A 12602-nucleotide genomic window follows, 5' to 3' on the forward strand; every position below is an offset into this window, starting at 1 on the left:
CCCCGGGGGGCTGTCGTGCTCGGTCTTCGCCCTTCCTCAACCCAAAACCCACCCCCCCCACCCCGCGCCGCACCCACCTCACGCCCTCCGGGAATCCCCATGCGCAGAAGCATCCTCGCCGCCTTGGCCGTCGTCGCCGTGACCGCCACAGGCTGTGGTACCGATAACCCCGCTCCCGCCGCCGGTGGTGGCACGCTGACCGTCTGGCTGATGAACGGCGACCTCAGCGACAAGGCCGCCGCCGCGATCACCACCGCCTTCGAGAAGGCCACCGGCGCCAAGGTCACCGTGCAGATCCAGGAATGGGACAACATCAACACGAAGATCAGCACCGCACTGGCGCAGGACGACACGCCGGACGTCATCGAAATCGGCAACACCGACGTCCCGCTGTTCGCCGCCAACGGCGCGCTGACCGACCTGAACCCGCACCGCGGCGAACTCGCCGCGGGGCAGACCTGGCTGCCCGGCCTCGCCGGACCGGCCACTGTGGACGGGCACCTGTACGCCGCGCCGCTGTTCGCCGGGAACCGGGCAGTGATCTACGACAAGCAGGTCTGGGCCGACGCCGGGGTCACCGCGCCGCCGAAGACCCTCGCCGAGCTCACCGCCGACCTGGACAGGATCAAGGCGAAACACCCCGCGCCCGACTACTCGGCCTTCCACTTCCCCGGCCGGTACTGGTTCGGCGCGCTGCAGTTCGTCTGGGACGCCGGCGGGCAGCTGGCCACGCAGAAGGACGGGAAGTGGACCGGCGCCCTGGAAACCCCGGAAGCGCTGAAGGGCCTGCAGACGTGGAAGGACTTCCAGAACGCCTACTCCTCCCCCGCGTCCCGCAACGTCGACACCAAGGCCCCGGACCAGGCCGCCATCTTCTCCTCCGGCGGCGCCGCGGCCATCCTCGACACGAGCGTCAACACCGTGCTCAAGAACAAGCCCGAGCTGAAGGACCGGCTCGGCACCTTCCCGTTCCCGAGCGCCACACCGGGGAAGACGCAGCCGGTGTTCCTCGGCGGCTCGGACCTCGCCGTCGCCGCCAAGAGCCGCAACCAGGACCTGGCGCTGGCCTACCTCAAGGCGGCGACCGACCCGGCCGTGCAGCGTGACGCGATCTCCGGCATCGACGGCTGGACACCGGTCTCCACCGAGCTGATCGACCGGGTCACCCCGGCCTTGCCGCCGCTCAACGCGGCCTTCGCGACCGCGGCGAAGACCAGCGTCGCCACCCCGGCCGCGCCCGGCTGGGCGACCATCGAGAGCGACAAGTCGATCAACACCTTCTTCGCCGACATCGCCACCGGGCGCCGGCCGATCGCGGACGCGGCCCGGGAGTTCGACGCCCACCTGACCGAGGCGCTGGGCGCCCGCTGACCGGCGGGGTGGCCCGGCCGACCGCCGTCCCCGCCGGGCCACCCCGCCCCTGCTTCCGCGAAGGAGACCCCGTGCTGCTCGAGAAGGCACGCACCCGGGAAAGAACCCGGCGCCGCTCCCTGCTCCCCTACGGCCTGCTCCTGCCCGCGGCCGCGCTGCTCGCGCTCGTGCTCGGCTACCCGCTCGGCCGGCTGGTCGTCATTTCGCTGCAGGAGTACGGCCTGCGGTCGCTGTTCACCGGCAAGACGGGCTTCGCCGGCCCGGACAACTACGCCGCCGTGCTCGGCGATCCCCAGCTGCTTCCGGTGCTCGCCCGCAGCGTCGGGTTCTGCGCCGCGCTGGTGACCGGCACGCTGGTGATCGGGTTCGCCGTCGCCCTCCTGCTGCAACGCCTCGGCCGCGGGATGCGCACGGCGGTGACGCTGTGCCTGATCGCGGCGTGGGCGCTGCCGAACGTGGCCTCCACCCTGGTCTGGCAGTGGCTCTTCCAGCCCGGCTACGGCGTGGTGAACTGGCTGCTGACCCGGCTCGGCTTCGGGGACCTCACCCAGCACGACTGGACGACGAGCCCGGCGTCGGCGTTCACCCTCGTCTGGCTGCTCGTCGTGTGGCAGTCGGTCCCGTTCGTCGCGCTGACCCTGCACGCGGGCCTGACGCAGATCCCGCGGTCCTACTACGAAGCCGCGGCGCTCGACGGCGCCGGGCCGTGGCGGGTGCACCGCACGATCACCTTCCCGTTCCTGCAGCCGATCCTCGGGCTGGTCACCATCCTCTCGGTCATCTGGGACTTCACCGTGTTCAACCAGATCTGGATCCTCACCCAGGGCGGCCCCGGCGGCGGCACCACGACGCTCGGCATCTGGACGTTCACCCGCGCCTTCAGCCGCAACGACTTCGGCCAGGGCGCGGCGATCGCCGTCGTCTCGGTCGCCCTGCTGGTCGGGTTGACCGCGGTGTACGTGCGCCGGCTCGTCCGCTCCGGGGAGGAGCTGTGATCCGGCGGATCGGCCGCAACGCGGCAGCGGCCCTCTTCTGTCTCGTGTGGATCTTCCCGGTCTACTGGATGGTGCTCACGGCGTTCAAGCCCGCGGGCCGGATCCTGCAGCCCACACCGGAGTTCCTGCCCTTGCACGTCACCTTGGACAACTTCGCCGACGCGCTCGCGAAGCCCGGGTTCGTCCGGGACCTGCTCAACAGCGTGGTGGTCGTGGTCGCGGTCGTCGTCCTGTCCATCGTGGTCGCCTTCCTGGCCGCGACGGCGTTGACGCGCTTCCGGTTCTTCGGGCGCCGCGGCTTCCTGATCGGCGTGCTGGTGCTGCAGATGGTGCCGGTGCCCGCGCTGGTGATCCCGCTGTTCCTCGGCCTGAAGAGCGCGCACCTGCTGGACACGCTCTTCGGGCTGGTCCTGACGTACGTGGCGCTGGTGCTGCCGTTCACGATCTGGACGTTGCGCGGGTTCCTGCACGGCATCCCGGTCGAACTGGAGGAGGCCGCGATGGTCGACGGCGCGACGCGCGGGCGCGTGATGCGCTCGGTCCTGCTGCCGCTGGTGCTGCCCGGGCTGATCGCGACCAGCGTGTTCGCCTTCATCACCGCGTGGAACGACTTCCTGTTCGCCTACGTGATCATGAAGGACAGCTCGGGCTACACGCTGCCGGTGTGGCTGGTCTCGTTCAGCACCAGCACGGGCACCGACTACGGCGGCCTCATCGCCGCGTCGACGCTGTTCGCGCTGCCCGTCGTCGTCTTCTTCGCGCTGGTGCAGCGCCACCTGGTCGAGGGCATGACCGCGGGCGCGGTGAAGGGCTGATGCTCATCCCCTTCCCCGCGCGGCTGACCCGCCGCGCCGGCTCCTGCGTGCCCACCGGGATCCTGGCCGGTCCCGGCACCCGGGGCCCGGCCCGGCTGCTCGCCGCGTACACCGGGCTCCCGCTGGTCCACAACGGACCCGTCATCCGGCTCGCGCTGCAACCGGGGCTCGGGCCGGAGGAGTACACCCTGGAAGTCACGCCGGCCCGCGCGCTGCTCACCGCGTCCACGGAAGCGGGCCTGCTCGCCGGTGTGCAGACGATCCGCCAGCTGTCGCCGCGGCTGCCGTGCCTGACGATCCGCGACGCGCCCCGCCTGCCTTGGCGCGGCGTGCTGCTCGACGTCGCCCGGCACTTCATGCCGCTGGAGTTCCTCCGCGAGTTCGTCGACCTGCTGGCCCTGCACAAGTACAACGTCCTGCACCTGCACCTGACCGACGACCAGGGCTGGCGGATCGAGGTCGACGGGTGGCCGCGGCTCACCGAAGTCGGCGCCTGGCGGGCCGAATCGATGGTCGGGCCCGCGGGCAGCGGCGTCTTCGACGGCGTGCCCCACGGCGGTTTCTACACCCAGCGGGAACTGCGCGAGCTCGTCGCCTTCGCCGCCGCGCGCGGCGTGCGGATCGTGCCCGAGATCGACCTGCCCGGTCACGTGCGCGCGGCCCTGGCCGCCTACCCCGAACTGGGCAACCGGCCGGAAACACCGCAGCCGGTGTGGACCGAGTGGGGCATCAGCCCCGACATCCTCGGCGTCCACGACGACGTGTTCGCCTTCTGCCGGGACGTCCTGGGGCAGGTCGCCGAGGTCTTCCCGGCGCCGTACCTGCACATCGGCGGCGACGAATGCCCGACGACGCAGTGGGAAACCAGTCCGGTCGCGCGGGCGCGCGCGGCCCGGCTCGGGGTGCGCCCCGCCGGGCTCCACCCGTGGTTCCTCGGCCGGCTGCACGACATCGTCGCGGGCCTCGGCCGGCAGGCGGTGTGCTGGGACGAGACCGGGCACGCCGAGGGGCAGCTGCCCGCGGAACTGGTCGTCACGGCCTGGCGCGACGCCGCCCACGGCGCGCTCGCCGTCGCCCGCGGCCACCAGGTCGTCATGGCCCCGCACACCGCGACGTACTTCGACTACCGGCAGAGCGAGGAGCCCGGCGAACCACCGCGGGAGCCCGTGACGACGCTGGAAGACGTCTACCGCTTCGATCCCCTGGCGGGCGGGCTCCCGGTCGCTTCCGGGCGCGCGCCGGGCGTCCTGGGCACCCAGGCCCAGCTGTGGACCGAGCACGCGCCGACCCCCGACCACGTGCGGCACCTGGCCTTCCCGCGGCTGTGCGCGCTGGCCGAGCGGGCGTGGTCGCCGCCGGGCCGCGGTTATGCTGATTTCCACCAGCGCCTGACCGGGCACCTCGGCCGGCTGCGGGTGCTGGGTGCCCTGCCGAAGGAGCGCGTCCGGTTCGCCGGCGCGGTCCCCGTATCCGGAAAGACGGTGCCTTGACCGCTGTGCCATCCGGGGCTCCGCCCCAGGCCGGGGGCTCCGCCACCCGGAGCCCCCGAAAAACAGCTGTGCCATCCGGGGCTCCGCCCCAGGCCGGGGGCTCCGCCACCCGGAGCCCCCGAAAAACGGCTGTGCCATCCGGGGCTTCACCCCAGGCCGGGGACGCCGGCGAGCGGCCGCCCACGGTGAAGCGCGACCGCGTCCGGCGGCACCTGCTGAAGGTGATCGAGAACGCCGGTCCCGGCACCGGGCTGGCCTCCGAGCGGGACCTCGCGGCCGAGCTGGGCGTCTCCCGCCCGACCGTCCGGGCGGCCATCGACGAGCTGACCCGCACCGGGTTGCTCGTGCGCCAGCGCGGCCGCGGCACGTTCACCAGCCCGCACAAGGTCACCCAGGAACTGGCGACCGGGCTCGCGGTGCCGCCCGCGGAAGGCCACTGGACGAGCCGGGTGGTCGCGTTCGCGGTGTCCCCGGCCGCGCGGTCCCTGGCCGCCGAGCTGGAACTCGAGCCGGGCGCGCCGGTGCTGCGCGTCACCCGGGTCCGGGACGTCGACGACGAACCGATCGCGATCGAAAGCCTTGCGCTGCCCGCCGCCCTGGTTCCGGGCCTGCGGCCGGCGGACCTGGAAACCGGCAACTTCTACCGGCTGCTGCGGGAACGGTTCGGGATCGCCGTGCAGGACGCGGTGCAGACGATCGAACCCGCGGTCACCAACCCGGACCAGGCCGAACTGCTGGAAATCGCGGTGTACGCCCCGATCCTGCACATCGAACGGCTCACCCGGGACACGACCGGCCGGATCGTCGAACTGACCCGGTCGGTCTACCGCGGCGACCGGTACCGCATCACCTCGAAACTCCGCTTCGACGCCGAATCCGGTTAGCTTCCGGTAAATAAATCTTCACCGTCGGCCGGAAACGCGGGTTCTTAGCCTGCCCTTGTCACACGATCGAGTGAACGCGGACGGCGTCCAGGTGACGGCAATTGCGAAATCCCCTCGTCACAGCAGGTGCTCGCCGGCGGAAAACCGCGGGAAACTGCGCTGTTCGCATCGCCTTTTCGGCGCCCGGGTGAGAGCACTTCAACCGCGATGCGGGTGCGGCATAGGATTTTCCTTCGGCCGGGAAAACGTTTCCCGAGCCCATTCCCGCCTAGCAAAGAATCGAGGACCAACCATGCGAAGACGCATGCTGGGGGCGGTCCTGCCCCTGGTGCTCGCCGCGGCCACCGCCGTCCCGCTGCCCGCGGCCGCCGACCCCGCCCCGGTCTCCGCGCTGACGAAGTCCGTGCAGGGCACCGGATCCCCCGCCGACCACGGCGCGAGCGCGAACTGGGTGATCGGCTACGACGACCACGCCACCACGACCGGCGCCGCCACCATCACCGACGCTGTCGGGGCCGGCCAGGCATACCAGCCCGGTTCGCTGCACGCGCCACCCGGCTGGACACCGGAGTGGTCCACCGACGGCAGCACGTTCACCGGCACCGAACCGGCGTCCGGCGTCACCGCGGTCCGCGCGACGAACCCCGCCGCCGGGCCCGACGCGACCCAGCTGACCGGCGCTCTCACCCCGCCTGTGCAGGCGGTCACCACCGCGACCGGCGGCGACGGCTTCTCGCCGATCCTGTACCGCACCCCGAGCGGCACGCTGCAGGCCTGGAACATCTACCACCACCTGGGGGCCACGTCGCCGAAGGTGGTCTGCACCGAGCTCGCCACCGGCACGCGGTGCCCGGGCGGCCCGTGGCCGAAGGTGCTCAACACCGCGGCCGGCCCGCTCGGCACGCTGGGGGCCGGGGACATCAGCACCACCATGGTCGAGCAGTACGTCCGCGACCCCGCGGCGCCCGCGAAGGTCTACTACCCCGCCGTGACGGCGGCTTCCGTCGGCGTCGCCTGCCTCGACATGGCCGCCTCGGCCAACTGCGGGTACTGGGCGCTGGCCGCCACCGGCGGCTCGCCCGCGGTGAACAGCATCACCGGGCTCGTGGAGACCGGCGGCAACCTGTACGGCCTGATCAGCAGCGGCGCGGTGGTCTGCTGGACCATCGCCACGCAGAGCGCCTGCGGCGGCCAGCCGTACGCGCCGATCGCGCCGGCCATCAGCGGCAACGCGTACGTCTACGGCGCACTGGACGTCGTGGCGGGCAAGGTGTTCGCGTCGTCGTCGAACCCGAACACCGGGCAGCAGCCGTCGCTGGGCTGTTTCGACCCGGCGACAGCCACGCCGTGCGCGAACTGGGCGTCCTGGCGGCCGACCGGGCCGGCGGGGAACTTCACCTACAACGCCTACACCGCGTTCAGCACGGCCGGCGCCCCGGTGGGGGTGTGCTCGTCGACGACCGGCGGCACCAACGTCACGACGTGCTACGCGCTCGACGGCTCGGCACTGCCCGCACCACCGGGCGCGGCCGCGCTGCCGAACGGGACGTATGTGTTCAACCCGGAGGTCGTCACCGACCCCGGCGGCCACGTACGCAGTTACCTGCCGGTCTGGAACGGCGGCATCGCGGGCGCGGCGGTGTGCCACGACTGGACGACGGGCACGGCGTGCGCGGGGCTGCCCGCCCGGATCACGCACCCGTCGGTGAACGGGGGCGCCACGCGGGACTACGGCTACGCCTACGACCCGCCGTCGGGCTGCCTGATCGGCCTGGGCGACGCGGGGGTGCTGTTCTCGATGGATCCGGCCACCGGCGCCACCCCGTGCGTGCGTTCCGGCGGCCAGGTGACCCTGCGCCCGGGTGACTTCTACTGCGACGGCGGCTCGCACGTCCAGGGCTACACGTCGGCGCGGCTGACCGGCGTCGACCTGGCCAACGTCGACTTCGCGGCGTCGCGGGTCACGGTGGTCGACCAGGACGGTGCCGTGGTGCCGACCCCGGGCTTCGCCCCGGACGGCTCGGTCGACCTGACCGGCGTGTCGGTGGCGGCCCACCCGTCGATCACGGTGACGACGACGCTGGTCTTGCACTCCGGCGCCGGCTTCAGCGGCTCGTTGGTGGTCGACTTCGCCGGTGACGCACCGCAGCTGTGCTTCCGCACGACGATCTCGGCGGACTGCACGGTGACGTCGGTGGCGAACACGGCGACGGGCACGGACTCGACGGGTTCGTTCAGCTCCAACACGGTGACGCTCCCGGTGGCCCCGGGCGCGTCGTGCACCCCGAAGGTGACGGTGGAGAAGGAGATCTGCACGGCGATCCACCCGGCCGACTGCGGCCCGGGCGGCGCCGGCCCTTGGGCGAAACAGGCCCCGGTGGGCCTGCTGGGCGTGCTCGCGGCCTCGGCGTACTGGCGGATCACGGTGACGAACCACGGTCCGGTGGGCATCACGTCCGCCCAGGTGGTGGACACGGTGGAGCCGACGTGCCAAACGGGTCCGTTCACCTTGGCGGCGGGCCAGGCGAAGCAGGTGTACTGCGCGACGTACGCCCTGCTGAACCTGTTCCCGATCACGAACAAGGCGAAGGTGAGTTACGTGCCGGTGAACGTCCCGCCGGGGACACCACCGTCCACAACGGACTGGTCGTCGGCGAAGGCGTGTTCGCTGATCTGCAGCCTGTAGGGAGGTGAAGGGACGGCCCGCGGGGAGTGTTCCCCGCGGGCCGTCTTCACACCGTGACGGCGTCTTCCGCAACCGTTTCGGCGGCCTTCGGCGAAACCGCCGGGGCCAGCAGCACCGCGCACAGCGGGACCGCCATCGCGATCGCCGCCACCACGAACACCGGGAACAGGAACGAGAACACCTCCGCGCCCGCCGGGTCCGGGGCGTTCATGTCCATCGTCATCCGGACCGCCGCCATGCCCGTGTAGTGCATGCCCGTCACCGCCGCGCCCATCACGAAACCGGCCAGCAGGCGCAGGGACAGGCGGTCGAGGAACACCGCGAACCACAGGGCCGCCGTGGCCGCCACCACCGCGATCACCACCGACAGCGCCACCAGGGCGCCGTCGTAGCCGAAGTCGCCCTTCACCCGCAGCGCCGACATTCCCGTGTAGTGCATGACGTTCACCGCCAGGCCCGTGATCACGCCGCCGAGCGCCAGGCGCCACCAGCCGAACTTCGCGCGGCCGCCCACCACCAGCAGGCCCGCGAACACCGCCGCCACCGACAGGACCGCCGACAGCACCGTGCGGAAGATGTCGTAGCGGACCGGCATGCCCGGGGTGCTGAAGCCGAGCATCGCCACGAAGTGCATCAGCCAGATGCCGACGCCGCCGATCGAGATCGCCGCCAGCACCAGCCAGCGCAGGCGGTGGCGGGGGTTCGCCGCGTAGCGGGCCTGGACCGCGCACGCCAGCCCGAGCGCGCAGCCGACCACCGACGTCAGGTACGCCAGCACGAGCAGCCAGTACCCCAGCGCGAAATGCTCCATCGGGAATCCTTCCTAGAGGTCGCGCAACCCGTGCAGCACGCGTTCCATCAGGTCGTGGCGCTCGTCCCAGGTGGCGTTGTCCGACAACGTGTCCCGGACGATCACCAGGTGGTCCTGCATCAGGTCCGAGACGAGCACGCGGACCACGCCGAGCGGCAGCGCCAGCAGCGCGGCGATCTCCATCAGCGACCGCGGGCGGACGCACAGCTCGAGCACCTCCGACTGCGCGCTCGAGGTCAGGTAGCCGGCTTCGGCCCGGCCCGCCGCCGTGGTCTCGACCAGTGCCTCGACGGCGATCTCGACCGCCGGTGCCGTCCGGCCCTCGGTCCACGCGTAGGGACGGGCGAGCGCCGGGCTGCGGCGCGGCTCGTCCCCGTACGGGCCGGGCGGCGGGTCGTCGATCACCGGTGGTCCTGGGCCACCGGTATCTCGCGCGCGGGCACGTCGACCTTCTGCCCCACCCGCTCGACCAGCATCGTCATCTCGTAGCCGACCAGCCCGATGTCGCAGCCGGTCGAGGCGAGCACGACCAGGTTCGAGCCGTCGCCCACGCTCATCAGCAGCAGGAACCCCTGCTCCATCTCGATCACCGACTGCACCACCCGCCCGGCGGTGAACAGCTCCGCGGTGCCGAGCGACAGGCTGGACAGCCCGGCCGCGATGGCCGCGAGCTGGTCGGCGCGCTCGCGCGGCAGGGCGTCGTCGGCGGCCACGAGCAGGCCGTCGGCGGAGACCAGCACGGCGTGCGCGATCCCCGACACGTCCTGGACGAACGCGTTGACCAGCCAGTTCAGCGTCGCCGTCCGTTCGGGCGGCGCGGCGGAACCGGGGAAGGCCAGCGTTCCGCGCACGGACCGGCCCGCCGGCTCGGAGCGTCGGGCGTGCAGTTCCGTCATCGGGGATCCCCTTCGTCCGTTCCGGTTTCTCCGGCGCGGGCGGCGGTTTCCTGCCGGGCCGCGCGCATGCCCTGGTAGTGGCGCGAGAGACTGCTGCGCACGGCGGCGGCGTCGCGGAAGGACGCCCCGCCGGTCTGGTCACGCACCCGCGGCACGACCGCACCCGGCGCGAGCTGCGCCCCGGGCCGCCGGGTCGGCAGGCCGGCGTCGGTGAGCCGTTGCGCGGCCGCGGGCTGGAGAGCGCTTTCGGCGGCTTGGCGCGTGCGGTCGGCGGCCGTGTCCCAGCTGCCCACGACGGTCGTTTCGGCCCGGTCCGGCTGCGCGGGCTCGGCGGCGGGTGCCGACGAGGTGGCGGGTGCCGGCGCGGCGGCGGGTGCCGGCGCGGCGGCGGGTGCCGGCGCGGCGGCGGGCGCCGACACGGTCGCGGGCGCCGGCTCGGCGGCGGGCTCGGCCGGGCTGTCGGCCGGGACGGCCCGGTGGGCACCGGAGCTTTCGCCGGCCGGTTCCACCGGCGTGTCCCGATCGGCCGGCACTTCGGCCGCGGACGGCCACGCCACCGGGCCGGCCACCCCGTTGCGCCGGACCACCGGCTTCACCGCCGGCTCGGTGAACCAGCTCGTCACCACCTGCTCGAAGATCGGCGTCGACGCTTGCGCCGGCACCTCCGGCGGCCGCGGGTGGCCGTTGCGGGCACCCGCCGGGACCAGCCGGCCCGCGCCGATCGGGCGGGCCAGGTCCGCCAGCACCAGTGCGCCGGGGACGTGGACGCTCGCCGTTACCCCTGCGTGGCGGGCCCCCGTTCCGGTCGCGCGCAACCGCACCGTGACCCCGTGCAGGGCCGCCAGCCTGCCGACCACGAACAACCCCATCCGGCGGGTCGTCTCCGGGCCGACCGTCGCGGCCGCCGCGAGACGGTCGTTCACCGCCGCCAGCTCCGCGGGGGTCATGCCCAGGCCCTGGTCGACGACCTCGATGAGCAGGCCGCCGTCGGCGCCGCGGTCGGCCGTCAGCGCCACCTTGTGCTCCGGCGGCGAGAACCGCGTCGCGTTCTCCAGCAGCTCCGCGAGGATGTGCACCACGTCCGCCGCCGCCTCCGGCTGGACCGAGCCGCGGGGCGCGTTGCCCAGCGCCACCCGCCGGTAGTCCTTGACCTCCGACGTCGCCGCGCGCAGCAGGTCGCGGGTCGGCACCGGTTCGCGGCCGTGGCGGACCGGGCGGCCGCCCGCCAGGACGTGCAGGTTTTCGCCGTTGCGGCGCAGCCGGGTGGCGATGTGGTCGATGCGGAACAGCTCGTCGAGCCGCCGCGGGTTCTCCTCCCCCGCCTCCAGGTCCTCGATGATCGACAGCTGCTGCTCGACCAGCGACTGGCTCCGCCGCGACAGCGTCATGAACATCTCGCTGACCTGCTTGCGCAGCTCGGCCTGCTCGACGGCGAGCCGGACCGCCTGCCGGTGCATGTCGTCGAACGCCCGCGCCAGCTGCCCGATCTCCTCCTCCGTCCGGACGCCGGAGTCCGGCACCGCACGCCAGTCGACGTCCTGGCCCTCGCGGACCTGCCGGACGGTCTCCGGCAGCTGTTCGTTCGCCGCGTGCAGGGCGGCCGCGCGCAGCCGGCGCACCGGCGTCACCAGCGAGCGCACCACCAGCAACGCGATCGCGAGCGCGCCGAGCAGCGCCCCGAGGACCAGGGCCGTGTCGCGCAGCGAGTCCGACCGCGCGTCGTCGGCCGCCGCCGCCACGTTGGCCGCCAGCTGCGCCGCGACGTCGTTCAGCACGCCGGTGACCCCGGTGGCCTCGGCGGTGATCGAGGGCAGCAGCGACGCGAGCGGGCGGCCCCCGCCCGGTTCCTGCAGGGCGTCGAGCCGGCTGTCGGCGGCGCCGGTCGCGGCGGTGAACCGGGCCAGCCGGTCGCCGGTGAGCCGGTGCTCCGCCTGTTCGGCGAGGACCTCCTGCTCGGCGGCGGTCTGGATGACGGCCGGGCGCAGCGAAGCGTCGTCCGGGCTGGTCTGCGCGGCCCGCCGGTAGGTCTCTTCGGTGGCCAGTTCGCCGCGCAGGTGCACCAGCAGCCGGGTGGTCTCCGCGGTGCCGTCGTCGGCCGCGACGATCGCGGGCACCAGGTCGCCCAGGGTGGCGATGACGTCGTTGTAGCCGGCGGCCTTCGTGCGGACGTCGCCGCCGCCGGCGCCGGCCGCGCGGATCCCGGCGAGCTTGCCCAGCGCGGTGTTGAGCGCCCGGCCGGTGTCGGCGGGCAGCGGCGCGAACCCGGCGTCCCGCTGGACCGCCGCCGCCTTCGCGTCGACCGCCGCGGTCAGCGTGTCCGGCGCGCCCGCGGGGACCGCGACGGCGGCGACCATCTCCTCGCCCAGCGACGCGGTCAGGTCGATGGTGTCGCGCAGCACCGGCAGCCGGTCGCGGGCCGCGCTGAGCGCGGTCGCCCGGTCGAGTTCGCCCTGGATCCGGATCTCCGCGAGCGCCACCGCGACCAGGACCGGCAGCAGCAGGACGACGCTGATCTTGGTGCGGACGCTCCAGTGCGCCGGCCACCACGCGGCGTCCGCCGGGCGGCGGGGCGTGGCTCTGCTTTCGTGCATGGCGGAATCGCTCGATTCCCAGCCGCGCGCACGGCTGACGTCGAGTTCGGACAGGTCGGAGGG

General features: G+C 73.2%; 10 protein-coding genes. 6 read left to right on the forward strand and 4 right to left on the reverse strand.

The window, feature by feature from the left end; genetic code table 11:
* Positions 1–99: 99 nt before the first annotated feature.
* The 6 genes from AB0M93_RS34165 to AB0M93_RS34190 all read left to right on the forward strand — a co-directional run bounded on the left by AB0M93_RS34165 (position 100) and on the right by AB0M93_RS34190 (position 8241).
* Positions 100–1371 (forward strand): extracellular solute-binding protein, encoded by a 1272-nt coding sequence (locus AB0M93_RS34165; protein WP_364281395.1) that lies wholly within the window; start codon positions 100–102, stop codon positions 1369–1371.
* A gap of 71 nt (positions 1372–1442) precedes the next feature.
* Positions 1443–2366, forward strand: coding sequence for a sugar ABC transporter permease (locus AB0M93_RS34170; RefSeq protein WP_364281398.1), 924 nt, complete (start codon positions 1443–1445; stop codon positions 2364–2366).
* Positions 2363–3181, forward strand: a complete 819-nt coding sequence (locus tag AB0M93_RS34175; protein WP_364281401.1) for a carbohydrate ABC transporter permease — start codon at positions 2363–2365, stop codon at positions 3179–3181. The genes AB0M93_RS34170 and AB0M93_RS34175 overlap by 4 nt, the downstream gene beginning before the upstream one ends.
* The gene (locus AB0M93_RS34180; protein WP_364281404.1) at positions 3181–4671 is read left to right on the forward strand and encodes a beta-N-acetylhexosaminidase; all 1491 of its coding nucleotides are present in this window, start codon (positions 3181–3183) and stop codon (positions 4669–4671) included. Before AB0M93_RS34175 ends, AB0M93_RS34180 begins: the two co-directional genes overlap by 1 nt.
* Positions 4672–4802: 131 nt before the next feature.
* Positions 4803–5555 (forward strand): GntR family transcriptional regulator, encoded by a 753-nt coding sequence (locus AB0M93_RS34185; protein ID WP_364281407.1) that lies wholly within the window; start codon positions 4803–4805, stop codon positions 5553–5555.
* Between the two features lie 292 nt (positions 5556–5847).
* Positions 5848–8241: a hypothetical protein gene (locus AB0M93_RS34190; protein WP_364281410.1), complete on the forward strand. Its 2394-nt coding sequence runs from the start codon at positions 5848–5850 to the stop codon at positions 8239–8241.
* Between the two features lie 46 nt (positions 8242–8287).
* On the opposite strand, the gene AB0M93_RS34195 is transcribed toward AB0M93_RS34190, so the two are convergent.
* From AB0M93_RS34195 to AB0M93_RS34210, 4 genes are read right to left on the reverse strand one after another with little or no spacing between them, the layout of a single operon-like run.
* Positions 8288–9052 carry an MHYT domain-containing protein gene (locus tag AB0M93_RS34195; protein WP_364281412.1) on the reverse strand — a complete coding sequence of 255 codons (765 nt, stop codon included), beginning with the start codon at positions 9050–9052 and terminating at the stop codon, positions 8288–8290.
* Positions 9053–9064: 12 nt separating this feature from the next.
* Positions 9065–9457 carry a DUF742 domain-containing protein gene (locus tag AB0M93_RS34200; RefSeq protein WP_364281415.1) on the reverse strand — a complete coding sequence of 131 codons (393 nt, stop codon included), beginning with the start codon at positions 9455–9457 and terminating at the stop codon, positions 9065–9067.
* Complete coding sequence (locus AB0M93_RS34205) at positions 9454–9948, reverse strand: roadblock/LC7 domain-containing protein (RefSeq protein WP_364281417.1); 495 nt, start codon at positions 9946–9948, stop codon at positions 9454–9456. The genes AB0M93_RS34200 and AB0M93_RS34205 overlap by 4 nt, the downstream gene beginning before the upstream one ends.
* On the reverse strand, positions 9945–12539 hold the full coding sequence (locus tag AB0M93_RS34210; RefSeq protein ID WP_364281419.1) for an ATP-binding protein: 2595 nt from the start codon (positions 12537–12539) through the stop codon (positions 9945–9947). The genes AB0M93_RS34205 and AB0M93_RS34210 overlap by 4 nt, the downstream gene beginning before the upstream one ends.
* Positions 12540–12602: the final 63 nt, after the last annotated feature.

It is taken from the genome of Amycolatopsis sp. NPDC051102 (assembly GCF_040682815.1).
Lineage (GTDB): Bacteria > Actinomycetota > Actinomycetes > Mycobacteriales > Pseudonocardiaceae > Amycolatopsis.